This is a genomic window from Methanospirillum hungatei JF-1, assembly GCF_000013445.1.
Classification (GTDB): domain Archaea; phylum Halobacteriota; class Methanomicrobia; order Methanomicrobiales; family Methanospirillaceae; genus Methanospirillum; species Methanospirillum hungatei.
Genome location: NC_007796.1, coordinates 2,475,667 through 2,500,900, shown reverse-complemented (window position 1 = coordinate 2,500,900; position 25,234 = coordinate 2,475,667). Strand labels below are relative to the sequence as shown.

At 45.2% G+C, this 25,234-nt stretch carries 21 protein-coding genes; 10 read left to right on the top strand and 11 right to left on the bottom strand.

Going from position 1 to position 25,234, the window contains the following annotated elements:
• Nucleotides 1-13: 13 nt before the first annotated feature.
• Complete coding sequence (ftsA, locus tag MHUN_RS11575) at nucleotides 14-1,327, bottom strand: coenzyme F390 synthetase (RefSeq protein WP_239441525.1); 1,314 nt, start codon at nucleotides 1,325-1,327, stop codon at nucleotides 14-16.
• A gap of 102 nt (nucleotides 1,328-1,429) precedes the next feature.
• Between ftsA and MHUN_RS17690 the strand changes: the two genes are divergently transcribed.
• The 4 genes from MHUN_RS17690 (at nucleotide 1,430) to MHUN_RS11555 (ending at nucleotide 9,626) form a co-directional block, all read left to right on the top strand.
• Nucleotides 1,430-3,475: a protein kinase domain-containing protein gene (locus tag MHUN_RS17690; protein ID WP_011449188.1), complete on the top strand. Its 2,046-nt coding sequence runs from the start codon at nucleotides 1,430-1,432 to the stop codon at nucleotides 3,473-3,475.
• A gap of 53 nt (nucleotides 3,476-3,528) precedes the next feature.
• Nucleotides 3,529-6,009 carry a protein kinase domain-containing protein gene (locus MHUN_RS11565; protein WP_048067481.1) on the top strand — a complete coding sequence of 827 codons (2,481 nt, stop codon included), beginning with the start codon at nucleotides 3,529-3,531 and terminating at the stop codon, nucleotides 6,007-6,009.
• Between the two features lie 170 nt (nucleotides 6,010-6,179).
• Complete coding sequence (locus tag MHUN_RS11560; RefSeq protein WP_158498220.1) at nucleotides 6,180-8,495, top strand: protein kinase domain-containing protein; 2,316 nt, start codon at nucleotides 6,180-6,182, stop codon at nucleotides 8,493-8,495.
• Nucleotides 8,496-8,501: 6 nt separating this feature from the next.
• A complete protein-coding gene (locus MHUN_RS11555) occupies nucleotides 8,502-9,626 on the top strand; it encodes a tetratricopeptide repeat protein (RefSeq protein WP_011449185.1) in 1,125 nt (374 codons plus the stop codon).
• A 1-nt stretch (nucleotide 9,627) separates the two neighbouring features.
• Here MHUN_RS11555 and MHUN_RS11550 read toward each other — a convergent pair whose 3' ends face one another.
• Nucleotides 9,628-10,158, bottom strand: coding sequence for a hypothetical protein (locus MHUN_RS11550; protein ID WP_048067480.1), 531 nt, complete (start codon nucleotides 10,156-10,158; stop codon nucleotides 9,628-9,630).
• 58 nt (nucleotides 10,159-10,216) lie between these two features.
• Between MHUN_RS11550 and MHUN_RS11545 the strand changes: the two genes are divergently transcribed.
• Nucleotides 10,217-10,957 carry a formate dehydrogenase accessory sulfurtransferase FdhD gene (locus tag MHUN_RS11545; RefSeq protein ID WP_011449183.1) on the top strand — a complete coding sequence of 247 codons (741 nt, stop codon included), beginning with the start codon at nucleotides 10,217-10,219 and terminating at the stop codon, nucleotides 10,955-10,957.
• On the opposite strand, the gene MHUN_RS11540 is transcribed toward MHUN_RS11545, so the two are convergent.
• Nucleotides 10,931-13,588, bottom strand: coding sequence for an aminotransferase class V-fold PLP-dependent enzyme (locus tag MHUN_RS11540; protein ID WP_011449182.1), 2,658 nt, complete (start codon nucleotides 13,586-13,588; stop codon nucleotides 10,931-10,933). The two genes, MHUN_RS11545 and MHUN_RS11540, sit on opposite strands and share 27 nt — an antisense overlap.
• Before the next feature lie 97 nt (nucleotides 13,589-13,685).
• Here MHUN_RS11540 and MHUN_RS11535 point away from each other — a divergent pair, with 97 nt between their 5' ends.
• The 4 genes from MHUN_RS11535 (at nucleotide 13,686) to MHUN_RS11520 (ending at nucleotide 18,850) form a co-directional block, all read left to right on the top strand.
• Nucleotides 13,686-15,077: an ATP-binding protein gene (locus MHUN_RS11535; RefSeq protein ID WP_011449181.1), complete on the top strand. Its 1,392-nt coding sequence runs from the start codon at nucleotides 13,686-13,688 to the stop codon at nucleotides 15,075-15,077.
• 139 nt (nucleotides 15,078-15,216) lie between these two features.
• Complete coding sequence (gene thiM, locus MHUN_RS11530; RefSeq protein ID WP_239441524.1) at nucleotides 15,217-16,011, top strand: hydroxyethylthiazole kinase; 795 nt, start codon at nucleotides 15,217-15,219, stop codon at nucleotides 16,009-16,011.
• Between the two features lie 60 nt (nucleotides 16,012-16,071).
• Nucleotides 16,072-17,448 (top strand): MFS transporter, encoded by a 1,377-nt coding sequence (locus MHUN_RS11525; protein WP_143709608.1) that lies wholly within the window; start codon nucleotides 16,072-16,074, stop codon nucleotides 17,446-17,448.
• Nucleotides 17,449-17,554: 106 nt separating this feature from the next.
• Entirely contained in the window at nucleotides 17,555-18,850 is a 1,296-nt protein-coding gene (locus MHUN_RS11520; protein ID WP_011449178.1) for an ATP-binding protein, read from the top strand.
• 7 nt (nucleotides 18,851-18,857) lie between these two features.
• Here MHUN_RS11520 and nifU read toward each other — a convergent pair whose 3' ends face one another.
• The 4 genes from nifU to MHUN_RS11500 are packed head-to-tail and all read right to left on the bottom strand — an operon-like array spanning nucleotide 18,858 to nucleotide 21,651.
• A complete protein-coding gene (nifU, locus tag MHUN_RS11515) occupies nucleotides 18,858-19,289 on the bottom strand; it encodes a Fe-S cluster assembly scaffold protein NifU (RefSeq protein ID WP_011449177.1) in 432 nt (143 codons plus the stop codon).
• On the bottom strand, nucleotides 19,282-20,478 hold the full coding sequence (gene nifS / locus MHUN_RS11510; protein ID WP_011449176.1) for a cysteine desulfurase NifS: 1,197 nt from the start codon (nucleotides 20,476-20,478) through the stop codon (nucleotides 19,282-19,284). Before nifS ends, nifU begins: the two co-directional genes overlap by 8 nt.
• A 59-nt stretch (nucleotides 20,479-20,537) precedes the next feature.
• Complete coding sequence (locus MHUN_RS11505) at nucleotides 20,538-21,467, bottom strand: TIGR00269 family protein (RefSeq protein ID WP_011449175.1); 930 nt, start codon at nucleotides 21,465-21,467, stop codon at nucleotides 20,538-20,540.
• Nucleotides 21,457-21,651, bottom strand: coding sequence for a MoaD/ThiS family protein (locus tag MHUN_RS11500; protein WP_143709483.1), 195 nt, complete (start codon nucleotides 21,649-21,651; stop codon nucleotides 21,457-21,459). Before MHUN_RS11500 ends, MHUN_RS11505 begins: the two co-directional genes overlap by 11 nt.
• 234 nt (nucleotides 21,652-21,885) lie before the next feature.
• On the opposite strand from MHUN_RS11500, the gene cysE reads away from it, so the two are divergent.
• The gene (gene cysE / locus MHUN_RS11495; protein ID WP_011449174.1) at nucleotides 21,886-22,869 is read left to right on the top strand and encodes a serine O-acetyltransferase; all 984 of its coding nucleotides are present in this window, start codon (nucleotides 21,886-21,888) and stop codon (nucleotides 22,867-22,869) included.
• 73 nt (nucleotides 22,870-22,942) lie between these two features.
• Here cysE and MHUN_RS11490 read toward each other — a convergent pair whose 3' ends face one another.
• From MHUN_RS11490 to MHUN_RS11475, 4 genes are read right to left on the bottom strand one after another with little or no spacing between them, the layout of a single operon-like run.
• Entirely contained in the window at nucleotides 22,943-23,275 is a 333-nt protein-coding gene (locus MHUN_RS11490) for a hypothetical protein (RefSeq protein WP_011449173.1), read from the bottom strand.
• The gene (locus MHUN_RS11485) at nucleotides 23,260-24,432 is read right to left on the bottom strand and encodes an aminotransferase class V-fold PLP-dependent enzyme (protein WP_011449172.1); all 1,173 of its coding nucleotides are present in this window, start codon (nucleotides 24,430-24,432) and stop codon (nucleotides 23,260-23,262) included. The genes MHUN_RS11490 and MHUN_RS11485 overlap by 16 nt, the downstream gene beginning before the upstream one ends.
• Nucleotides 24,416-24,814 (bottom strand): molybdenum cofactor biosynthesis protein MoaE, encoded by a 399-nt coding sequence (locus MHUN_RS11480; RefSeq protein WP_011449171.1) that lies wholly within the window; start codon nucleotides 24,812-24,814, stop codon nucleotides 24,416-24,418. The genes MHUN_RS11485 and MHUN_RS11480 overlap by 17 nt, the downstream gene beginning before the upstream one ends.
• On the bottom strand, nucleotides 24,815-25,093 hold the full coding sequence (locus MHUN_RS11475; RefSeq protein ID WP_011449170.1) for a MoaD/ThiS family protein: 279 nt from the start codon (nucleotides 25,091-25,093) through the stop codon (nucleotides 24,815-24,817).
• Nucleotides 25,094-25,234 lie beyond the last annotated feature (141 nt).

The window sequence follows — 25,234 nt, the reverse complement described above, 5'->3', positions numbered from 1 at the left end:
CTTTTTTTCTTTTTCATCTTCTGTCAATAAGCCGTTTTGGTCTTCCTCTGATATGATGAAGCTCCAGTCCTCCCGGGCCTGTGATATGGACGAGTATCTGGAATATCCCGTCATCATAACTCCCGATAAGTTCTGGTTTGTATTTCAGGATTGTCCCGGTGATCACATCGGTGATATCATGAATGCTACATGCATCCTTGTCTTCAGCTTCAACCGATATCCGGAGCGTTATCTCATTCTCTTCTTCGCCATACACAAATGCTTCGTACTCTCCGGTGAGTGATGGCAGGTTTTCAGGCTGGAAAACAGCACGTTCGATGTCTATCCGGTTAATCGGAACTTCAAAGATCTGGATGGTCTCTGCTTCCCGCCAGGGATTCAGAATTCTCATATGAGTTCGTCCGCATGGGCACCTGCTTCTGCTGATAACTTTTGTGGTATCATCCGTATCATAATTGATGAGAAGCGATCCGCATCGCTCTCCGGGTTTTAGGAGCGTCGTTAGAACAATATGTCCCTCTTCACCATCTGGGAGAAAACGCTGGTGCCTGGGATCATGGATATCCAGATGGACAATATCCTCCGGAACATGGAGACCGGCAACAGCCTGGCACTCTCCGCACATGGTCCCTTCCGTGCTCCCATAACTGTTATAGACCTCACAGTCATAGAGTTCTTTGACGTAATTTCTGGATTCATCGGCAAAACTCTCCCCGCCGACGACAAGCCTTCGGATACTGGAATCTGCCGGATCCATTCCCTCCGCTTTCATCCGTCGCGCCAGTCGTAAAAATTTAAAGACGCTCCCTACAATTCCTGTCGGCTGATAGGACTGGATGAGCCGTATCGGGAACGTACACTTACCGGTGGGGATGATACTCATACCAACTTCACGGGCTGCAAGCGTCATGGTGTTTGCTCCCACATTCATCCCATAACTTGCACAGATGATCATCCGGTCTTCTGCTGTAAATCCCTGGGATACAAAGATGCGGGCATACTTTTCTGCATACCGTTTCCAGTCATCCCAGGAGAGGAAGAAACTCTTCGGAGTGCCACTTGTTCCGCTCGTTTCATGGATGGTATAGATGTCTTTCCAGTCAAGGCTTTTAAACATGAAATCGCTCGTGACCGGCGGCTGATTTTCCCGGATCACCTGTCCGCTTATAACCGGGAGTTCGAGGAGATCTTCATGACTTTTGATGTCATCAGGGCTGATATTGTGTTCCTGAAAGAATTTTTTATAAAAAGGGGAGTGTTCTGCAGCATAATGAACCGTATACTGTATCCGCTCGTCGATGAGTGCCTCTAAATCAGGATACTTCATCGTTTCTATATCAGGTCTAAGAAAATGAGATGGATGCATTTTTGAATCATAGGTCTAAGAATTGTTTATACATTTCCCCGGACTATACACGGAGTACCTGGTATGAGTGGAACAAACCAGAATTGGATGAATATGAGTATGGCTGGCCCCATCTTTCTTACTCTTCTGGTTTTCATGGTTCCAGGTGTGTATGCTGCGGATGATCTCTTTGGTATGGGCGGGACATCGGGTGTCGGTTATTATAAAGGAGATTATGTATCAGACACCATACCATCCTCACTTGAGGCCGGTTCATCATATCCGGTGGTAATCTCATTTCAGAATAACGGGATGGTCTCATGGGAATGGGGGGTTGAAAAATTCGGTCTCCTCTACCAGGGATTACAGTCATCCATCACCGTGGACCCGGTTTTCTCTCCTATTCCAGCTGGGATGAAAGTAGCAACACAGGAAGAGATCTCATTTCCCTTTGTTCTGACCCCTCCGGATAAACCTGGTGAATATGAGCTCAGTTTTTCAATGTCAACAAGAAAGGGTGAGGATAAATATACGCCTTTTCCGAATGGTTTTACCAAAAAGATCATTGTTATCCCAAAAGAGGGGGTCTCATCCGGGAATGTGGGTTCAATTATTATTCAATCTAACCCAACCGGAGCCATGGTCAGTATGGGCAGTGAAGAGAAAGGGAAAACTCCTCTCACGTTGCCTGATCTGAACCCTGCTCAGTATGAGATTACCGTCTCTCATCCAGATTATGGCCGAAAATGGGCGCAGGTACGGGTTGAACCAGGATCAGTCAGCAGAGTTACCGTTGATCTGACTACATCTGAAAAACCAGTGGTATCAACTGAGCAACTCCTGAAGTTTACCCCGCTTGGATGGCTCCTTGATAATATTTCTCTCATCATCATCAGCATCATCATTCTGTTTTTCGGATTTCAGGTCATCATGATGGATACGAAGAGAATTCCTGAGCACCATCCGGTAAGACGGTATACAAGGCCCCTCATTCTGCTCGCTCCATACGCTGATGGGAAGAGCAGATTCCAGAGGGGATTAAGTAAAGATGGGAGAGGAGAAAGTACCGGTGGTGGTGCGGATGCATCAGGTGGTGCTGATGGTGATCGCAGACGGGAACAAGGAAAAACTGCCGGTTCAGAATCAGGAACCCGGAAAAGTGTCCGTGATCGAAAAATCCGGCGTGATGGGGAGAGTTCTGAAAGAAAGCCCATAGAGACTGAAGAAGATGAATCATTGCCAGATGTCGAGGACCCTGACCAGGAAGGACGGGAGATTGAAGGGATATATGGGTTCCCCCACGCTCTTCGGGACCGGTATGAACCACTGGGTGTTGCCGGGGATGATACCTATGCCCGTGTCTATAAGGTGAGGAAAAAAGAAAGCGGTGATGTCCGGGCACTCAAGGTTGGACACTCAAAACAGCCTGGGAGTGAGATTCTTCAGAAAGAGTCAGCGGTCTGGCGATCCCTTCGTCATCCGAACATTGTGCATCTTTTCAAATCTGAATTTCTGGATGATATGTCCTATCTTGAAAATGAGTACCTTGACGGGGTATCATACAAGGGGATGGTTCATACATCCCTGAACGGTCTTCCAAAACCTATCCGGGAACAATATGCCGTATCCCTTGTCCGTGATATCGCAGAAGGGTTGAAATATGCCCATGATGTTGGTGTCAGGCATTATCATCTCCAGTCCGGAGATATTCTCCTGACCCCAAAACTTCGCGCAAAGGTCTCCGGTTTTGCCAGGGGAAGGAATGAACTCGGATTTTCTGTTAAGGATTCTGATGTCAGAGGGGCTACCGCGGCATTTATTACACCTGAGCAGAGGGATGAACAAAAGTATGGAAATCCCGGGCGAAGAACGGATATCTACCAGTTGGGAGTAATTTTTTATGAACTTCTGACCGGGTATCTCCCGTATAGTCCTGAAGCATTTCAAAAATCAGGGCATGAAGGAACGTTTGAGGATCATGCAGATGAACTGATTTTACCATCCGCTTTCAGGAAAAGTCTTGAGAAGTATGATCCTATCATTGTGCGGATGTTATCACGAAAAAAATCCGGTCGGTATTATCTGATGGATGAATTTATCAAAGATCTCGATAGCGTCAGAAAGGCCTAAACCGGTAGTATAAATAGGCTGTACGTATATCTGATTCTTTGAGCCTGGTACGAATGGTCCCTATCATACTATTCATTCTCCTTGTCATTTCAGTGATATTATCCCCGGTTTATGCACAAGAACAGTGGGTGATATCTCCCGGCTTTGGACCTTCGTACATATCAGATACCATCCCCGATACCTTACTCCCAGGTCATTCATATCCTGTTCTGGTTACATTCCGGAACACTGGTCTTGTCAGCTGGCAGGATGAAATGAGGCGGATTGGCCTCCTCTATGAAGGTGATATGACAAAAGTTACTGCTGTCCCCTCTTTTGTGGAGATCTCCCGTGATCTGAATATTACCCCCGGTAAACATGCAACTTTTGGATTTACCCTCCTCCCGGTGGGGACTCCGGGTTCTTATGATCTCTCCTTCTCGGTTGTCATGCGGTCAGCAACCGGTGACCAGAAGATAACCGAAGTGTTTGTAAAGCATGTGACTATTGTCCCAACCGACGGGATCTCATCACCGGTAAATGGGTCGATCTTTGTAGAAAGCCCGGTACTGGATCTGGATGTTTACCTTGATTCAGCATTTATGGGAAATGTCCCTGCGATAATTGCTGATGTGAAACCAGGTCAGTATATGATACGGGTAAAGAATGATACCTTTGAGCGAACGTTTTCGGTTGATGTGGAACGGGGAGTTATGACACGTCTTCTCGTGAGAGGTGATGAAAAAATCCCGGTTGTTACAAAGAAAAGGGCAGGGCCGGTATCTGACGGGACCCTTATCGGATATATTGAAGTGAATGTTCCATTGATAATTATAATTTCATTGATCCTTCTTGCGTGTATCGGTGTTGGTATGTATGGACTGAGAAAACGAAACCGAACCGAAAAGGATAGAAAGAAAAAAGAAGATAAGGAGGATGAAGAGGACCCTGAAAAAGAGCGGTCAAAAAAAGAAAAAGATCTACTGGATAAAATACATAGCAAAAAACCATTATTTGAAGGATTGTCATCATCATCTGATATCTCTCATGGCGTATATGGCAAAGTATCTGATCGATCTGGAACCGGTCATATTTCAAGAAAAAAATCCTCAAAAGGAATTGAAAAGAAAAATTCTACTAAAGATTCCTCAAAACCGAAACCCTCCTCAAAACCAACAAAACCAGATACTATAAAAGATGATGTGGATTTCCAGTTTCGGGATTTAACAACCCGGCCCGGTTCTGCAACAGCGAGCATTGGAGTATCAAATCATTCTTCTGTTCCGGTATCGGTAGAGGATCACACTATCAGTCCTGGTGGATTCGGGATAGTACCTGTTGAAATCAGTGAACCAACGAATGATGAACCTGATACAATTATTTCACTTCGTATTTTTGCAGAGGGTTCAGAGTTCTTTAAAAATATTATTATCCCATATAACCGGGGGATTGCGTTACTTGCACGGGGAGTGGTTGAAAAGGCATATGAGTATTTTAGAGCATTACTGGTGACACACCCGGACAATGTTGACGGATTATTTCAACAGGCTCAAATCCTTTTAAATTGGGGTCTGGAAGAAGAGGCACAGTCAGTTTTGCAAGAGATCCTGGTCTTGGATCCTGAACATGAAGCTGCCCTGAATGCTCTGAATCAAATTCAGGATAAAGCAGCACGAAAAAAGGACAAAGCTGGTTCAGATGCTGTAATTAAAATTTCCGGATATCCTGATGAATTATCTGACCGGTATACTCCTATCCGTGTTCTGGGAGATGATCCGTTTGCTACGGTAATCCTGGTCCGGAAAAATGACACCGGTGATTTACGTGCTCTTAAAATTCCCCGAACCATTGAAAAAATCGGCTCATCGTTATTCACTGAAATCTCTCTTCTCTATCAACTTCGTCATCCCTATGTGCTCCGGATGTATAAAGCAGAATTTTATCCGGTTGTTATGCTGGAACTTGAATTTGTCTCCGGAGGGTGGTATGAAGATAAACAATATATGAGGGTATCAGATTTACCAGTCCCGCTCCCCAATCATGTCTCTTCCCTGCTGATTGAAAAGATTGCAGAAGGGCTTGCATATCTTCACCGGCAAGGTGTCCGTCATTACCATCTCTCACCAAAATATATTCTTCTGGATGAGCCATTGAATCCTAAAATATCTGGTCTTATCCGTGAATCACTTCGAAGTGCGGGAGGAGGCGGGGTTGAGGAATTTTTTGTCTGTGCACCAGAACAGGTGGACCCTTCCTTTTTTGGCAAACCCGGAAAAAGAACGGATATATACCAATTGGGAGTAATATGGCTCTGGCTGATGACCGGCCGGATAATGGAAAAGGGAGAATCTGCGGATGAGATTATTTCAATGACAATGGATAATGTGACTTCTGATCCCTCTTTTGAATTGTATATTCCATTGTTAAAGAAACTTACAGCCCGTTTTAAAAAGGATCGGTATGCTTCAGTTGAGGCATTTTTAGATGATCTGAAGGGAATAATACCTGATTTTTATATAAAAGAAGGTATGGCACTATCCGGTGATGATGCATGAGTTCCCATTCGTTTTTTATTCTATTGTTCTTCATTTTTATATCTTTTTTAATTATTACCCCTGTCTGTTGTGTTGATCAGGGTTCAATATCTGGTATTACGTTTCAGGGCGGAGAGTATTCTTCAGACAGTATTCCTGATGTAATGTATCCAGGTCAGAATGGCCAATACATGGTTGAGTTTCGTAATACGGGTATGACTGCCTGGGAACATGATGTTGAAAAGATAGGTGTCGAATATTCTGGGGATTCAAACCTTATCACCGTTGATCCACCGTTACAACTGTTACCGAAAGGATCCCGGGTTCATACCGGGCAGAGTTACCAGTTCCCTTTTCTCATATCAGCGCATAATGTCGGTCAGGTAAAACTCGCCTTTGCTGTTGTTCGATTGTTACCAAGCGGGAAAACGAACAGGATTTCAGATCCAGTGTTCCTCTCAATGGAAATTACCACGGGATTGCCACATAATGATCAGAATTCCGGTAGTATACAGGTTACTGCAGGGCCACTTCATGTACCTGTTGAACTTGATGGTATGCCTGCAGGTCTGACCCCGTTAACTCTTCCTCATATTCCAGTGGGCATTCATCATGTTGTGGTTAAAGGAAAAGAAGGTGTGATGGAGAGCGATATCGAGGTAAAACCGAATTCCATCCATTCAATCACCTATAGTCCGGAAAAGTCAGGGGTTTTGATTGAAACAAAAGAATCACTCTTACTGGAAAACTCCAATCCCGTCCTGACTTTGATCTTATCTAATTTTTTCATCATCCTCGGGGTAATTATTACGCTGACGACGGTAGCGGTAATTTCGATTGTGGTTATTTCTGGTGAGATCAAAAGGATAAAATTCGTGGTTTCACATGTCCTTCCCTCCTCTGTTCAGAAGGAGAGTGGCCGGGATTTTGCAATCGAAACACGAAGAAGAATATCATCTGATGATGTGAGGTTTGACCCTGTTGCAGGACTATTTAAACAGGGAGATAAAAAATCACTCAAATTGAAAATTACAAACATGGGGACAAAACCAATTGTTGTTGATACGATTCGGATTGAACCCGGAGTATGCAGGATTGTTTTTCGGGAGATATTTGATGATGATCCCGGAGATTGTGAGGTATCCCAGGCGGTTTCGTATATTGATGGGAACGGAAAAGAAAAAAGCCGGGTAATTCACCTTCAGTATCGTATCATGCCCAGAGACCTCGATCTGTCATGGTTTTTTGAACGCTTCATTCAGAAAAAAGGGAATATCATTGCAATACTCAAGATAAAAAATAATAATCCCTTTCCTCTTGAAGCAGATTCAATCCTTCTTGCATCAGGAGAAGAGCGGGGTATCGAATTGGTAATGGACGTTCCTGATTCGGATGAACTATCGGTATACAAAAAATTACGTATCCTGACTGAAAATGAATATTCCTTCCCGCTGTCGGTGAAGATCCCTTACAATAAGGGGATATTTCTATTCTTCTCCAAAAAGTACTCAGAATCCCTGGAATGGTTTAACCAGCAGATCGATTTGGGGAATGATGATGGTACCCTCAAGCGGTATCGGGATCTGATTAAGAGGAAGATGGATTCTTCTTCAGAAGTTAATACCATGGATTCATCTGACATACGTGACCATGAGCCTGATGTAAAGAGAAAGGTGGATGCACAGGAAGGCAATGCCACTCAGGTATCTCTCTCTCCCTCTTTGACAGGATTTCCAGACTCTTTACTGCCCATCTACAAACCATCTGCATTGATCTCAACAGATAGGCTTGGTATTATGTACCGGGCTCTCCGGGCTGCTGATAATATAGAAGTTGCTGTCAGGGTTCTTGATTCCGGGGTAATCCCTGCCTCTCAGGTTGAATTACAGATACAGGCGTGGCGGTCACTTAAGCATATGAATATTATGCAGATCAAGTTCTGGGAACGTGATCCTGTTTATTTCCTGGAATTTGATCTTCCATCCGGTGCAATACAATCGAAAAAGAGGATCTATTCGCTGGCAGATCTGAAAGTGCCCATACCCGCGAGGGCTGCACTTCGTATTGTTCGGGGGCTTGCAGAAGGGATTGATTACATACATCGACAGGGTGTCCGACACTACCTTCTTGAGCCCTCTGTCATCTTTCTTGATGATGGATTACAACCGAAAATATCTGGGTTTGATACTTCTGCGTTGATTCAGTCTGGCATTCCTGATGATTGCTGGGTTATTGCCCCTGAGCAGAGGAATCCTGAAAAATTTGGCAATCCTGGTAAAAAGACGGATATCTATCAGGTAGGGGCGATCTTTTATTATCTTTTATCAGGACAGGTTCTCAATTGTTTTGAAAGCATAAGTTCACTTCCCTCACATTTTCGGTCAGATTATGGAGTGTATGATCCGATTATTAAAAAATCCGTGCATATTGATAAAAATGAACGGTATGGAGATATTCGGGAAATGATTCATGAAATTGATACTTTGTTACAAACATTTAAAAAATAATGATATATGATTCTTAATGGGAACGTTTCACCGGTCACTCTTTCGATTCTCTGTATTATTTTTCTCCTCGTATCCGGGGCTTCTGCATCACCCGCTGAAATTGAAAAATTACTTGCCGAAGGTGTTGATATGTATAACTCCGGTGATCGGGACACTGCTCTTCAGTTATTTGAATCGGTAGTTCTGACTGATCCTTCCTGGCCCTATGGATGGCTCTGGAAGGGTACAGTCCTGGCTGACATGGGGAGAGATATGGAGGCTGAAGATGCCTTTAAAACCGGGAGATGCCTTCTCAATCCTGATGCCTGTGATGACTCATCTTCTCCTCCTTTATCAGAAGTCCGTGAGTTGTTTGGTGCTGAGCGGATAAAATATCCGGTTGATGCCAATAACGGTGAAAGCATAGTCTCTCACCATCAGGGATCTGATCCCGGATACGTGGTCATTTCAGATCCTGTGCAATTGGAAAGAGAAGGGGATCGGTTCATGGAATCAGGAAAGTATGATGCAGCTCTTCAATCTTATCTCCTTGCAGAACAGATTGATCCCGGAAATCCTACTTATTCCAGAAAAACAGGTGATGCCTACCGGGCAAAAGGGGATTTTCATTCTGCGCTTGATGCCTGGAATCGTTCCCTTCAAAATGAAACAGATCCGGGAATGTCTGATGGTCTTCGAAAGAAGAGGTCTCGTGCATTCTCTACCCTGAATATGCCGGATAAAGCCATTCAGGAACTTGAAGGGCTGAAATTTTCCGGTAATGATCCTCTGGTGTACAGTTATATGGGCGAGTTATATTCCAAATTACAGGACTATAGACATGCAGAAGAATCGTTTCAAAATAGCCTCTCGTTCGATCCGAAAAATATTGACGCTTCCCTGGGTCTTGCTGAGGCACGGATGCGTCAGGGAAAGATGGCGAAAGCAAAAGAGACTCTTGATTCTATCCCAAAATCAGCTCTCACTCCGGATCAGACGAATCTTTTAGAGAGATTAAAGAGAGAGTATACATACTATCAACAGGATAAAACGTCGGATCTCTCTTTTCTATTCAGCCATCCGGAGTTATATATACTCACTGCTCTCGGTATCTTTGGTATTTTTTATTTCAGGGATAAAATTTTCAGATAACCTATCTGCAATTACACATCTTTTTCCCGGTCTCTGGTCTTGGTTGTTTCACCTCTATCATCGTTTTTGATTTCATACTTCCAAACAAGATCCCCTTGTTTCCATCACGTAATTTCTGCTCTCCACTGATAGTCAGGGCGTATGTTCCGGGCTGAATAAACGGGACCATAAAAGGTATGCGGTACTCCCTGCTCTCTCCATCCCCCGGAGCATCCAGATAGGTATTATTCTGAAGAAGGGTGGCCGGCCCAAGCGTTGCAGAGAGCAGAATCGAATTTTTCATATCAGTCTGGTTGTTTTTATTATAAACTGTTATGATCGGATGGATAGTAACTCCGGGATACACCGTTCTTTCTTCCGGTGGAATATTGATTGAAATGATTTGGAGATCGGGATCAGATACATTGGCAGGATGAGAAATGCCAACAGATGGTGACGAGAGGGAGATTAGGATGATAAGAACGGCGATGATTCCAAACATCAGCCTTGAAAGGCAGGAATGACTGATCATACCCATGATTTGGTACTCCATGAGTTTATATTCTGTTATCTGGATATAATATGCAGATTACTTAAAGTTCCATCCGTCTATGAAAATTCTTGATCTCTCATCAGAGCATCTGTCCGGTTCCCCGAAGGATGCTGCTTCACTTTTGTGTGATGAGGAACCGGTTGCGATATTCATCAATGGCAGGCATATCTCAACAGTTCTTCTTGGTTCCGGAAACATCCGTGAATATGTGACCGGTTATCTCTTTACTGAGCAGTATATCAAAACCGCCGATGAAATTGAGTCAATACGGGTTGAAAAAAACCGTGCCAGTGTTCTCACGACAAATATATTCTCAAGCCCCGGCCCGAAAAAAACAATTCTATCCGGATGCGGCGGTGCTGTCTCGTATATCGATCCTGGTAAACTTCCTGTTCTGACTGGGACCTTTACCATCCCTGCTTCAACCATTGCACCCACAATCGCTCATTTCATGGCCAATGAGGAGAGACAACCGGGCCTGGTTGTATCAGCTCTATACCGGCCTCCTCAATGCCTCATGTTCCGGCAGGATATCGGCGATGATCAGGTGACAGACCGGATGATTGGCGCAGGACTCATCGGAAAAATTGATTTCTCATCAACCTATTGTCTCTGTTCACATACCGTAACTTCTGAAACCGTCCGAAAATGCCTGATGGCCGGGATCCCGGTTCTCCTCACGACCGGACATTGCACACGTCTTGCGGCTCAAATAGGTCAGAAAAACGGGCTATGTATTGGTATCATACAGGATACCCGATTATTGATACTATCACGACCTGAGCGGATTACCTGGTGAAGAACCGGCGATAATCTCTTTCAGAGTAGCAAGGAAGAGATCGATCTCCTCTCTGGTATTGTAATGTGCAATACTGACCCGAACCGTTCCATCTGGCAGATTCAGGGCATTCATCAGCGGCTGGCAGCAGTGATGTCCTGACCTGACCAGAATATCATGCTCATCCAGTCGTTGAGCTATCTCATGGGGATGCATCTCTTCAACGGTGAATGAAACAACCCCTATTCTGGTTTCGGGGTTTCCTGATGCATATACCCGGACTCTCTCGATGGTATGGAGGCCTTCAATCAGGCGGCTGGTAAGATCTTCTTCATGGGAATGGATCGTGTCCATCCCGATTTTCCTGAGGTAATCAACTGCAACGCCTAATCCGATGCCTCCGGCGATGTTGGGTGTACCCGCTTCGTATTGCTCATAACCCTGTATCAGTACAACATCGTCACCGGTAACCGATTCAACGGTTCCACCCCCCTGCATCAGGGGAGTCAGTAGGGGTTCTTTCATCCAGAGAACACCAGTCCCGGTCGGCCCGCCTAGTTTATGCCCGGAAAAGCAGTAGAAATCACATCCGATTGACGATACATTCACCGGCATATGGGGGGCTGCCTGAGCTCCGTCGATGAGAAGAAGCACTCCTTTTTCCCTGCACAAGGCAGCTATCTCATGCACCGGGGTAATGATGCCGAGAACATTTGATGCCTGGGTAATTGCCACAAGTCTGACCGGTTTTTCCAGCATCTTCCGGAATGCATCCATGTCCAGGGAATAATCCGGACGTATGCCGACGATATCAAGGGTGACACCCTGCTTCTCAAGTGATCTCCAGGGCAGGAGGTTTGAGTGATGTTCAAGGATGGTCGTGACAACCCGGTTACCAGGAGTCCAGCTGAGGCCATGAGCGACCATGTTTATCGCTTCGGTGGTATTTTTTGTAAAGACCGTAATGCCGCCCTGTGCCCCGATGAATTCGGCTACCTTTTCATGGGCATGCCAGTACCGCTGGGTCGCTATCCGGGTAAACCGATGAACCCCTCTTCCGACATTTGACCTGTACCGGTGCTCAAATTCAACCATGGCCTCAACAACCGGTTCAGGCGAACAACTGGTCGCAGCATTATCCAGGTATACGACATCTCCAAGGATGGGATAATCATGCCTGATTGCACGGATTAGATCATCCAACTCCAGTCCTACTTCTGCTCTCTTCTGCTCTATAGGAGAGCCGTTCTGGCTTTGCTGCTTCTTCTTTCTCTCCTTCGTTGGTGCCAGGGTGAAATCATTATTGACATGGACTCCCATGTTCCTGCATAACTCACGCATCTTAGGAGGGAGTGCCCGCCATCGCCACAGACCCCAGTCAGTATAGGCGTCCGGCATCTGTTTCTTGTCAGCCCACCTCTGAAGAAATGCATCCCACCGCTCGGTGAAATCCGGATGTGTCTTTCGGATAGAGTCATATTCACTTTCAAGCATGGCAGGACAGAGATAACACCCGATTCGCTCAATCCCTCGTTCATACAGGGGGTTTAATGGGATCTTCCGCCACCAGAGATAGAGGAATACTTCAAAGGCCCTCCAGCTCCGGATGGGGGATATATTCAGCTGCAGGGGATTTGCCGGATTCTGACTGGTCTCATCAAGACCGGCCCGGTTCCATGACTCATACCAGCGGTTTCCCTGAATGGTGACACAGGGGCCGGTGTCTGCAAGATATATCTTTAGTGGGTGTAATTTGAGAAGTTTACAACACCACCGGTTGTCCTTGCCAGGGGGTCCTGCTTTCTCCACCGCCTGCCAGAAGTCACCACCCTTCCTGATGATCTCAACCCCCTGCTCCTCGATGAATCGGATGGTTTCGGGGAACTCAAGTCCGGTATCGATAAAAAATGCCTTCTCCACTCCGGCTTTTCGTGCCAGGTGAAGAACTGCCGTGCTGTCCTTTCCACCGGAAAACGATACATTGACCGTGGGCCGGTCTTTCATGTGACTTTTAATGGTCCTGACCGCGTTCCGCTCCAGGTTCTTCAGATGATACGTATTGTGAGTAATGACCGCTTCCCAGTCAGGGTCCGGATAGGTGGAGGGGGTAATCGGGAGGAGTTCTTTTACTTTGATATATCCCTCTTTCACAATGGCTGTCCCGTACTTCCCATTTGCCGTGACAATGACTGATCCATCCGGGACCGGTTCTTTCAGGGGGAATCGTTTTCCGCCGATTCTCCCTTTTTCAGCCTTCAGATCGATATGAGCAGTCAGGTCAATGATTCCTTTTGTTATGTGGGGGACCAGAAATGGCAGAGCTTCAGGGGTGATATCAAGTGAATAGGTTTTTGTCACCGGATCAAACGTAAACCAGCCAAACCGCTGCCCATTGATGATAACAAGTTCTGCACGATCATATCCCCCGGTCTTATTTAACAGAATTACTTTCGGGACAGGAATGTCGCCGTATTGGGATGTTAATAAGTGGATGATGTGATCCCGATCAGCCGAGAGAGCAGGCCGGAGATCATAGGGCTGAAGGAGAGGGATGGTTTTTGCTTCATTGCCGCAGCTGCAGGTTCGTCCGATCAGGGGAACATTGCAGTGTTCACACCAGTACAGTGTTTTTTTCACAGCCGGCTCGTGCATTTCATTGAATAATAGGGGGTGAGAAGATAAGATACCTGTCAGTGATAAACGAGCCTGGCACAAAAGATATTAGTGTACTCTCGATTATGATAATGTAATGTACACTTTTTTCGATAGGAAAACAGAACTGGCTGAGCTCAACGATCGTTTCATCGGTCCACGTTCTGAGTTTTTTATCATCTATGGGAGGAGAAGAGTCGGAAAAAGTGAACTTATCAATGAATTTATCCGTCAGAATACGGGACTGCGCATTCAGATTCGTGAGGGTTCACGAAAATATCAGTTAGAACAATTCGCAGAGGCGTTTTGCGAATTTTTTGAGGATCCATTTATTGGAAAAAATGGTTTCATATCCTGGGATTCAGTCTTTGAATATCTTGCATCCCGCTCGACAAATCGGTTCATTCTGGCAATAGATGAATTTCCCTATCTGGTAAAAGAAGATAGATCAATCCTCTCGATACTCCAGTATCATTGGGACAATAGACTGCGAAAAACCCGTATTTTCCTGATTTTATCCGGTTCATCGATTGGAATGATGGAAGATGAGGTTCTTTCATATCGGAGTCCCTTATTTGGAAGAAGAACCGGACAACTTTTACTCAGGTCATTCCGGTTTCATGAAGTACTACCAATATTTCAGGATTTCAGAAAAGCGGTTGAGTATTATGCGGTGTATGGAGGTACTCCTGCCTACATACTGAGTGTGGATACCAGTGAAACCATTGAGGATTCTATCGAGAAAAATCTGCTCAATCCACTTTCATATCTGTTCAGAGAGGTTGAATTTCTTCTCCGGATGGAACTTGTGGAACCACGATATTATTTTTCAATCCTGCTCTCCATCTCACGGGGAAATAATACTCAACATCTGATTACCAATGATACCGGTATACAGAAAGGTACGGTCAACCGGTATCTTGCAACACTTATTGATCTGGACATCATATGGAAAGAAGTCCCTGCATTTGAGGATGAAAGGAGTAGGAGAGGTCGTTATTTCTTCAGGGACAATTTGTTTTCGTTCTGGTTCAGATTTATATTTCCTAACCTGGAACGTGCTGAAAGTGGATCTGCAGAACAGATTTTGACAGAGAGTATTACTCCCTATCTTGCACAGTACACAGGTTCGTTATTTGAACGAATGGTTATTGACCTGTTGTTTTATCTGAATGGTGCAGGAAAACTTCCTTTTCACTGTGTATTTTCTTCAGTGAAAAGATGGTGGCATAAAGGAGAAGAGATTGATATTGTTGGTATTTCTGAAACAGATTCATCCGTTCTGTTTTGTGAGGTAAAATGGCAGGATAATGTTAATGGAAAAAAGGTGGCTTTTGACCTGAAGCATAAAGCCGGTCTTATAACATGGAAAGAAAAGAAGCGGAATGAGATGTTTATGATCATTGCCAGGTCTTTCTCATCTGTCGGTGATGAGAAAAACGTATTATTCATGGATCTTGATATGCTTGAAAAACTCGTTTATTCATGAAGCACTCTCCATATGTCTTGATACCAGATATCACCGGGAAGACGAAATATCCCCTGATGGAGTATGCATTTCCCATCTGCCGGATTACAAAATAATTTATCGTACAATGCAGACTTATCCAGAAATACTGGATTTTTTTATGACACTTTTTGGATCAATACTTACCGACATCCGGGAAAAAACGCCCCTTGTCCACCATATGACAAACTATGTCACGGTGAATGACTGTGCCAATATCACCCTCTGCATAGGCGCTTCACCGGTCATGGCCCATGCAGAAGAAGAGGTTGGGGAGATGGTTGCACTTGCAGGAGCCCTCGTTCTGAATATCGGCACCCTTGATACCCTCCAGATTGACCGGATGTTTATCGCAGCAAAAGCCGCAGAAAAGTATGGTATTCCTATCATTCTCGATCCGGTCGGTGCTGGAGCAACCAGTTTACGGACGAAAACCGCCCAGAGAATGATCCAGGAGTTGTCCATCTCGGTTCTTAAGGGCAATGCCGGAGAGATTGGGACCCTTGCCGGAAAACAGGCACAGGTTCGTGGAGTAGATTCCGGAGGAGTGAACGGTGATCCAACTGAAATCACCTGTGGTCTTGCAGAGCGACTTTCATGCACCGTCGTTATGAGTGGTCCCATTGACATCATCAGCGATGGTTCCCGGACTCTTCTCTGTGAGAACGGACACCCATATATGGGACGAATCTCCGGGACAGGATGCATGGCTGCATCGGTTATCGGTTCCTGTGCGGCAGTCACACAGGACTATCTCTCTGCATCCGCTACAGGGGTTTCTGCGTTTGGGATTGCCGGGGAGCGGGCTGCTGTGGATGCTGCAGGCCCAGGTTCTTTTAAATGCCGTCTCTTTGACAGCATGGCATCAGTCAGGTCGGACGATGTTGACCGGTATGGCCGGATTCGGTCAGTGTAAAAACAAAAGGATCTGGTTACACAACCTTCATGGGTGATGGGGGAATATCTTCATTCCTCAATGAAGGTCCCTGGCATCTCCCTCAGTACCCTTATTATCGCTGTATGCTGTGGGTTTTTAACCCCATTTGATCTATCTGCAGTAAATATTGCCCTTCCGACGATTGCCGGTGAGTTCTCTCTTGATGCGATTGAATTAAGCTGGGTCAGCAGTGCCTATCTTCTGGCATCAGCGGCCTTCCTTGTTCCGTTTGGGAGAATTGGTGATATCTTTGGGAGAAAGAAGATCCTGACCGGTGGGGTAATCCTCTTTACCCTTTCCTCCATGGGGATGATCTTCTCAGCTTCGTCTCTTATGCTCATCAGCTTCCGCCTGATTCAGGGTGTTGGGGCTTCGATGATCTTTGGAACCGCCGTGGCTATTCTGACATCTGTGACCGAACCCACACGACGGGGCCAGGCTCTTGGGATCTACACCACATCAGTGTACATCGGTCTTTCTGCAGGCCCCTTTATCGGAGGCTTTCTGACCGATGAATTCGGATGGAAGAGTATCTTCCTCATTAATGTGCCGATAGGCATCCTTATCATTGCCCTTATCCTCTTCTATCTAAAAGGAGAGTGGGCTGATGCAGCTGGTGAGCGGTTTGATTTGAAAGGGGCTCTCATCTATGGTAGCAGCCTTACTGCGGTGATGATCGGTTTTTCCGAGATCCCCCAGGTCGCTGGATTTTTTGCTCTTGGATTGGGAATCATCCTGCTCGCACTCTTTATCTGGCTTGAGCACCGGGAACGGTATCCGCTGATTCGTGTGTCCATGTTCAGAACAAACCGGGTGTTTGCCTGCTCAAATGTTGCTGCTCTGATAAATTACGGCTCAACTTTCGCGATAACGTTCTTTCTCAGCTTATATTTACAATACATCAGGGGTTTCGACCCGCAGGAGGCCGGGTTTATTCTTGTCACCCAGCCGGTAGTGCAGGCAATCTTCTCATCATATGCCGGTAGTCTTTCAGATAGGATTGAACCTGCGAAAATATCATCTCTGGGCATGGGGATCATTGCTGTGGGACTCGTCTCCTTAAGTTTTCTCTCTCCAGATACTTCCACGATTTGGCTTATGGTAATCCTGGCGGTTCTCGGGTTTGGTTTTGCTCTCTTCTCATCTCCAAATACCAATGCAATCATGAGTTCGGTGGAAAAGCGATATTATGGCATCGCATCCGGGACGTTGGGAACGATGCGGCTGCTCGGGCAGATGCTCTCGATGGGAATAGCGATGATGATAATCGCCGTAGTGGTGGGGAAAGTAGACATTACTCCGGATATGACAGATGAGCTCATGATTGCGATGAATATCGGATTTATGGTCTTTTCTGTGATGTGTTTTATCGGGATATACTTCTCGATGGTCAGGGGAAATGTCCGATCTGATTAATTTTTGTTTTACTGATATGAAATCCTCGATTATGATTGTTGATTTATTTTAAAATCGTCTGGTGTAATCGATTATTTTATCATAAATCATCGATTATATCTAACAAATGGATCGAAGAATCCAGGCAGTCCTCGATAGACAGAATCCCTGGTGGTTTGGACGTACCTATAACACGGGACAGAACCGGCTCGGTTCATATCCTGAATTAATCCGGTATCTTGATGCAAGAGAAATTTTGTTTATTCAGGGAGTCAGAAGGAGCGGAAAATCCACCATGATGTTCCAGATGGTGGAGCACCTCATACATCAGGGAACTGATCCTGATTCAATACTTTATATAAATCTCGATGAACCACTCTTCACCGGATGGATGCATGATCCAGGTTTTCTCAATGAACTCATTGAAGAATACCTTGAAAAAATAAATAAACCCCATTATTTTATCTTTATTGATGAAATACAGAATTATGAAGAATGGGTAGGGTCAATAAAGGTTTCATATGATACAAAACCTCAAATTAAATGGACTCTCACCAGTTCCACCTCCTCTCTTTTGAAGAGAAATCTGGCAACGAAGATATCTGGCCGGTATCTTTCAATTACTGTATATCCACTTTCTTTTGAAGAGTATCTCTCATTTCTGGGAGAAACAAGGGTAAGTATTACCAGGAAGAACCAACTTTTTGAACATTATCTGAAGTATGGGGGATTTCCCCGGATCACCGTGGAATCAGATATCTCTCTTCGACATGATCTGCTCACATCGTATTACGAAACTATCTATCTCAAGGACATTATGATGGCACATAACATCAGGAGTCCTGCATATCTTGTGGATCTCCTCTATTTTCTCATCTCCAACACTGGAAATCTGCTTTCATATACACGGCTTGGTGAACAGATTGGAATCTCAACGGATACGGTACGTGAGTATATTGAATGTGCCTATGATGCATATCTCCTCTATCCGGTTCTGAAATATGATCCTTCAGTAAAGAAGCAACTTTACAATATGAAAAAACTCTATTGTATTGATACGGGTCTGATAAATGCAGTATCATTTAAATTTTCAGAGAATGCCGGAAAAATTCTGGAAAATTACGTATTTACTACACTTATCCGCAAGAAAGAGTCTTCTGTTTTTTATCACCGGGTACGATATGAATGTGATTTTTTAATCCAGGAGAATCATCGGATTGTTAGCGCCATTCAGGTATGTACATCTTTGGAAAATTCTGAAGTACGAAATCGTGAAATTCGTGGATTAATCGAGGCCATGGATTCACACCCCGGAGTTCCCGGATATATTCTCACTATGAATGATTCAGAACAGTTAGAGGTGGATGATAAGATCATCCAGGTAATGCCTGCGTTCGAATATGCAGAAATGCTAAAAAAATGATATCGGGTTACTCCTCACAGGCCAGGTCATCATGACTGTGGGTATGCCCACCTTTTTCTTCCCAGGGTTCCAATCCGTTCTTTATCCGGTAATCGTTGATGGCTTTGTGAATACCTTCTTCTGCAAGAACTGAACAATGCATCTTGATCGGAGGAAGTCCCTCAAGTGCCTCGGCAACTGCTTTATTAGATACTTCCCAGGCTTCTTCAAGGGTTTTCCCCTTGATTAGTTCGGTTGCCATACTGCTTGATGCAACTGCTGCTCCACACCCAAAGGTCTGGAATTTTACATCGGTGATGATATTATCCTTCACCGTGAGAAAAATTCGCATAATATCCCCACAAGTGGGATTTCCTACTTCTCCGACACCGTCTGCGTCTGGTATCTCCCCCTGGTTGCGGGGGTTCATGAAATGGTCCATTACTTTTTCGCTATACATTGCATGACCTCTTTTTCAGGTAATCAGCATAGAGTGGTGACATCGCTCTCAAACGTTCGACCGCTTTTTTAATTTCATCACATGCGTAGCTCACGTCCTCTTCTGTATTTTGCACTCCAAGGGTGAGCCGCAGGGACCCATGGGCAACCTCTGCCGGGAGACCTATCGCGAGTAATACATGTGAGGGCTCAAGTGATCCTGAGGAACAGGCACTACCGGTCGATGCAGCGATACCGGCATGGTCAAGGAGTAGCAATAATGATTCACCCTCGATAAACTCAAAGCTGACGTTCAAGTTCCCTGGGAGTCGCATGGTCCGGTGCCCGTTCAGACGGGTATTTGGAATCTCATGGAGAATCCGATCGAGTAACGTATCGCGAAGGGCTCGTATCCGTGATGTTTTTACATCCAGATCCATAACTGCTTTCTGGATTGCAACGCCAAGACCTACAATCCCGGGAACATTTTCTGTACCTGCCCGTTTCCTGTGTTCCTGTCCGCCTCCATGAAGGTAATTATCGATACGGACTCCTTTCCTGATATAGAGCGCTCCTATTCCTTTTGGCCCGTAAAACTTGTGAGCAGAGAGTGATAACAGATCAATGTTCATCGCTGCAACATCAACAGGGAGATTGCCAATCACCTGGACTGCATCGGTATGGAAAAGAATGCCCCGTTCTCTGCAGAACGCTCCGATCTCCGGAATGGGCTGAATGGTGCCGATCTCATTATTGGCAAACATCACCGAGACCAGAATGGTCTTATCAGTGATCGCTGCCCTGAGATCCTCTATACGGACCTGTCCGAACTCGTCAACCGGAAGATAGGTGACCTGAAAGCCATGTTTCTCGAGATATTGGCAGGTATGCAGGATTGCATGGTGCTCAATAGCAGAAGTGATGATATGGTTTCCTTTCTTTTGAAGGGCAAATGCAGTACCTTTTAGTGCCCAGTTATCTGATTCGGTCCCTCCGGAGGTAAAGTATATCTCTTCAGATTTCGCTCCGATGGCGTTTGCAACCTTTTTTCGTGCATCCTCGATCGCGGCTTTGGATTCTCGTGCAAGACGGTACAGGGAAGAGGGATTTCCATAATTGATCGAGAACCAAGGGAGCATGGCCTCTACAACTGCTGAATCAGTGGCAGTAGTGGCACTGTGATCCATGTAAATGCTCTTTTGACTGGCCATGGTATCGTGAATATATGTATGTACTGATAGTAGATGAGGTGTATCTGCAATGATACTGCTTATTTTTCTTTCGTCATAGGATTTTGAAGGTGAGTATCCTTGCCGAGAACCATACACACCTGGCAGATGGTTCCCGAACCCGGCCACCCACAGATTGAACAGGTCTTATATGCTTCCTGTTGGTAGATTTCTCCTAATCTTTCCCTGATCTCTTCTTCACACCGGGCAGCATTTCTCATTGCTCCTGGATGTTTTTGTTCATACTGGTACAGGAGTGTTCTGACCTCTCCCCGAAGTGAAGATACTGCATATGGGCACTCCGACAGATCTTTAAATAATCCGCTCAGGAGAGCGTAGAGAGTTACTTCTTTCTCGCTCACCCTGGCAAATGGTTTGATTCGTTGTGCGTACCACGAGGAGGGTTCATATCCGGTAAAGATCTTTCTCACATCTCCTGAAATGGCATTCATCACGGTGGTCTGGGCATGGTCATCCTGGTTATGTCCGGTCGCAATCATAGTGATCTTATGTTTTTGCGCCAGAACTTCAAGTGCCCGACGGCGAAGGATTCCACAGATGGTGCAGGCATTTCGCTCTGATCCTGATACCAAATGATCCAGAGAGTGTCCATACAGGTCCTGAAACCTGATGATCTCATGGGGTATCCTAAGTGTCAGACATGTTTCTGTGGCTGCCCGGATTGTATCCTGACGATATCCCTCTATTCCTTCATCAACGGTTAGTGCGATGATACTACTGGGGAATTCACTCCTGATTTCACTCAACACTTTGAGTAAGGCGGTACTGTCTTTCCCTCCTGAAAAGGCAACCCCGAGTGTCTTTGGGAGTCTTTTCGTTATCAAGTACCTTCGCACTTCATTCTCTACAGATTCTTTCAGGTGGTCACTGCAGAGATGAATTTCCCGCTCCCGGTCAAGGTAGACTGCGGGCTTTTCGCACTTTTCGCAGTGTATCTTTTTATCCGCCATGGGAGATCCGAATGACTCTTATGACATCCTCCTCATCGGGGATGGCATCTTCCGGGATGATCTCGTCCTCCCGTGAAATCAATGTCGTCAGCGGATCAATGCCCTGGCTATTTAGTATCGTCTCGATTGTTCTTCCCTCGACCTTTACCTCAATCACTGATTGATCCGGGAGCATAAGTTTCATTCATGAATTAGTTTTGGTGTTATGTATGATAGGTTTGATGATGCCGGCAAAATTATTGATCCAGAATTTCATTGGCTTATGTATATCATCATACAGTATATTTTGTGAAAACCCGTTCGTTTATAAAAATTTTTCTGATGTTTTCACGAAAAAAAAAAATCAAAAGTTTGCCTGTTCCTCCATGAATAAATAATCTGAAAAGCAACAGTAGTATTCATCAGATGGAACGTACGGATGGTATTATCTCATTTACGTGAAGACATTCAAGCGATTATATCAAAAGATCCGGCTGCCAAAAGTGTTGTTGAGATTCTCCTCTGTTATCCGGGACTCCATGCATTATTGCTCCACCGTATCGCTCATAAGGCCTGGATTCATGACTGGTTTCTGACCGGGCGGTTCCTGTCACATATTGCCCGCTTTTTTACCGGGATTGAGATTCACCCTGGTGCCATTATTGGCAGACGGGTGGTAATAGATCATGGGATGGGTGTGGTGATTGGGGAAACGGCTGAAGTTGGTGATGATGTTCTTATTTACATGGGGGTAGTTCTTGGTGGAACTGCACTGAAAAATGTAAAACGTCACCCCACAATAGGCAAAGGGGTGGTTATCGGTTCTGGTGCCTCCGTTCTAGGGCCGATTTATGTGGGAGAATATGCAAAGATTGGTGCGGGTGCAGTCGTTGTCCGGGATGTACCTCCAGGTGCTACTGTAGTCGGGGTTCCTGGGCGTATTGCCGGTCTCGAGAAGTACACGACTCAGGACAACATTCGCGATTCTGCTATGCCTGATCCGACCCTCCGGGTTATCAGCAGATTGCTTGAGCGGCAGCAGGCACTTGAGGGCCGCATATTCAGGCTGGAGCGGGAGAATGCGTTGTTGAAAGGCGGAGCAGAACTGAAAATCTCCGGAGATAGGGATTCTGAAGTTCTGAATGCATTAAGGCAGGTAATTGATCCTGAAATCGGGCATAATATCGTGGATGTTGATCTGATCAGATCAATTACGATAACAGACACACTGGTTAAGATAGAAATGGAAATTAACTGCGATGCATGTCCACTTCAGGACTATCTCATAGACCAGGCTTCAGCACGGGTACGCCTCATTCCCTGGGTTTCTGATGTTGAGATAACCATTATTCATGATCCCTGGGACTGGAAGATCTCTCAAGAAAATGCGGAATTCAGTTCGGTATTTGAAAAAAAATTGTAAAAATGGATATAATTGCTTTCCTTATACCGAACTATATTCTGACATAGATCCATATACCGTCATTATGGGTGGATCATCTTCCTGACTGCTCCTCCTTTCCTGATTCACTGATATGTCCCTCATATTCCGAATAAAGGGTGGAAAGAAATTCTTTTACCTCTTTTTCTGACAACCTTGTTGATATGATGATATCCGGATCATGAACCATTCCTTGGATGGATAATGACGAGGATGAATCGACCCTGAAAAAGGTTGACGGACCGATTGTATATATGGTAGCTTTTTTGGTATCAACCAGAAACTGAATAAAATCCGAATCGGGTTTCTGATCTACATGAAATATATATCTGAAAATTCCCTGGGTGCATGTTGCCGTTATTGCCCGGTATGTTATACTGACTGGCATAGTGCGTTTATTGCATCAGCGATCTGAGTACACTCCTCAAAGGTGTTCATGTATGACAAACTGATACGCACCGCCCCTTTTCCCTCTGTAAGGCGGGAGTGAATCCACGGTGCACAGTGCAGGCCACTTCTTGAGATGATCCGGTATGCTTTTGCAAGGATGTACCCGATATCATCAGGATCGAGCCCGGGAATCTGAAACGAAACAAGGGGGGTCTGCGGGTTTTCATGGAGTAAGGATACTCCTTTGATCTCCTGCAGCTGCTGAATCAGGTCAGAGATCATTCCCATAGACTTCTTTTGTATGGTGTCTATCCCGATGTCATGAACAAATGTAATCCCCGCTGCGAGTCCTGCTATGCCGGGGAAGTTTGGTGTTCCGGCTTCAAATCGTTCAGGCATTGATTCCGGCTGAACTGGTGAGGAAGAATCTGTGCCGGTCCCTCCCTGTCGTACCGGGGAAATCTTGTCTGGACGTTTGAGAAAGAACCCCCCGGTTCCTGGAACTCCAAAAAGATACTTATGGCCGGTAAAGACAAATGCATCACACACTGTCCTTGAGAGATCGACCGGGATCTGCCCGGCACTCTGCGCTCCGTCAATTATGGAAAAAGTGTCTGCTTCATCCATGATGCGGGAGATTTCTTTGATATTCTGGACCGTTCCGATTACATTTCCTGCATGAGAGATGATCCCAAGTTTTGTATCATCCCGTATAGCCCCGCTCACGTCGTCAGGATCGATTACCCCTTCTGCATTCGGAGGAATGACCGTCACCGAGATCCTGCCCGTCTTTTGCAATTCATACAAAGGGCGGATTACCGAATTATGCTCAAATGACGTGGTAATGACATGAAATGCTTCTTTCTCCTGTGCAGCAAATCCGTGAATAAGGAGATTGAGTGAATCGGTGGCATTTGCGGTAAATACATATGCATCAGGATCGCTGGTATTGAAAAAGTTGGCAAGTTTTCTTCGTGTTTCGAACAGGTAGTCGGGTACATCCTGTAAGGTGGTTCTTCCCTGTTCAAGATAGGGTCCGGCTGCTGCCTGTGATACCGCGACTAATACTGATGGTGGTTTTGGCCAGGTAGTTGCAGCATTATTCGCATAAATTATTGAATTCTGAATGGTATCAGGATTATTCTTTTTCTCCATGTATCCATGCGACCTTGTCGTTGAAGACGTCTGCTTTCCAGATTGGCACCCGGGTTTTTAATTCATCAATGATATATCGTGCCGCTAAAAATGCTTCATTCCGGTGGCCTGCTGCGACAGCTATCAGGACAATTACCTCGCCTATGTGCATCCGTCCATACCGGTGAGTCACCTGTGCACGAATAGGGCCCCACCTTGAATCAGCCTCTTTCACAATGATTCCAAGTTCTTTTTCAGCCTCATCAATATCCGTTTCAAACAGGAGATGATCCATTCCATCAGCCCGGACTGTTCCGGCAAAGAGGACCAAAGCTCCTGTCTCTGGGGAGATAAGATCAAACAGGTGTGAGGTGTCTATTGGTTCTTTCTGGATGAATATCATTTAGCCTCCGGAAACAGGTGGGTAGATTATGAGTTCATCCCCATCCTGAAGGTCTGTAGAATCAGTCTCTTCGTTCAGGATTCGGTCTTTGTTTTTGAGTATAATTACATACCTTCTTACTGTTCCGTTCTCATCAAAGAGCAGGGATTGTTTCTTTTCATCCTCCCCGGTAAGGAGTTCGAGAAATCCCTGGACTGTTGTTCCTGGTATAACTTCAATGTCGCCTTCTTTTCCAAAGAATTCAACAAATCGTGCATATGTCTGATAACGAATTTTCATATCTTCTCCTTTCTAAGTAAATTCTGCCAGCATATTACCTGACATGTCTCTCTCATGCCCTGATCGGGGTAGATGTACTGAAAAATTTCCTTTATAGGGTTCCTTCAGATTTTGGGGTTTTTATGGAAAGGGATCAGAAAT

Coding starts and splice junctions, on each gene's coding strand:
- ftsA (WP_239441525.1), bottom strand. CDS start 1,327: ATGAAGTATCCTGATTTAGAGGCACTCATCGACGAGCGGATACAGTAT.
- MHUN_RS17690 (WP_011449188.1), top strand. CDS start 1,430: ATGAGTGGAACAAACCAGAATTGGATGAATATGAGTATGGCTGGCCCC.
- MHUN_RS11565 (WP_048067481.1), top strand. CDS start 3,529: ATGGTCCCTATCATACTATTCATTCTCCTTGTCATTTCAGTGATATTA.
- MHUN_RS11560 (WP_158498220.1), top strand. CDS start 6,180: ATGGTTGAGTTTCGTAATACGGGTATGACTGCCTGGGAACATGATGTT.
- MHUN_RS11555 (WP_011449185.1), top strand. CDS start 8,502: ATGATTCTTAATGGGAACGTTTCACCGGTCACTCTTTCGATTCTCTGT.
- MHUN_RS11550 (WP_048067480.1), bottom strand. CDS start 10,158: ATGGAGTACCAAATCATGGGTATGATCAGTCATTCCTGCCTTTCAAGG.
- MHUN_RS11545 (WP_011449183.1), top strand. CDS start 10,217: ATGAAAATTCTTGATCTCTCATCAGAGCATCTGTCCGGTTCCCCGAAG.
- MHUN_RS11540 (WP_011449182.1), bottom strand. CDS start 13,588: ATGCACGAGCCGGCTGTGAAAAAAACACTGTACTGGTGTGAACACTGC.
- MHUN_RS11535 (WP_011449181.1), top strand. CDS start 13,686: ATGTACACTTTTTTCGATAGGAAAACAGAACTGGCTGAGCTCAACGAT.
- thiM (WP_239441524.1), top strand. CDS start 15,217: ATGACACTTTTTGGATCAATACTTACCGACATCCGGGAAAAAACGCCC.
- MHUN_RS11525 (WP_143709608.1), top strand. CDS start 16,072: ATGAAGGTCCCTGGCATCTCCCTCAGTACCCTTATTATCGCTGTATGC.
- MHUN_RS11520 (WP_011449178.1), top strand. CDS start 17,555: ATGGATCGAAGAATCCAGGCAGTCCTCGATAGACAGAATCCCTGGTGG.
- nifU (WP_011449177.1), bottom strand. CDS start 19,289: ATGTATAGCGAAAAAGTAATGGACCATTTCATGAACCCCCGCAACCAG.
- nifS (WP_011449176.1), bottom strand. CDS start 20,478: ATGGCCAGTCAAAAGAGCATTTACATGGATCACAGTGCCACTACTGCC.
- MHUN_RS11505 (WP_011449175.1), bottom strand. CDS start 21,467: ATGGCGGATAAAAAGATACACTGCGAAAAGTGCGAAAAGCCCGCAGTC.
- MHUN_RS11500 (WP_143709483.1), bottom strand. CDS start 21,651: ATGAAACTTATGCTCCCGGATCAATCAGTGATTGAGGTAAAGGTCGAG.
- cysE (WP_011449174.1), top strand. CDS start 21,886: ATGGTATTATCTCATTTACGTGAAGACATTCAAGCGATTATATCAAAA.
- MHUN_RS11490 (WP_011449173.1), bottom strand. CDS start 23,275: ATGCCAGTCAGTATAACATACCGGGCAATAACGGCAACATGCACCCAG.
- MHUN_RS11485 (WP_011449172.1), bottom strand. CDS start 24,432: ATGGAGAAAAAGAATAATCCTGATACCATTCAGAATTCAATAATTTAT.
- MHUN_RS11480 (WP_011449171.1), bottom strand. CDS start 24,814: ATGATATTCATCCAGAAAGAACCAATAGACACCTCACACCTGTTTGAT.
- MHUN_RS11475 (WP_011449170.1), bottom strand. CDS start 25,093: ATGAAAATTCGTTATCAGACATATGCACGATTTGTTGAATTCTTTGGA.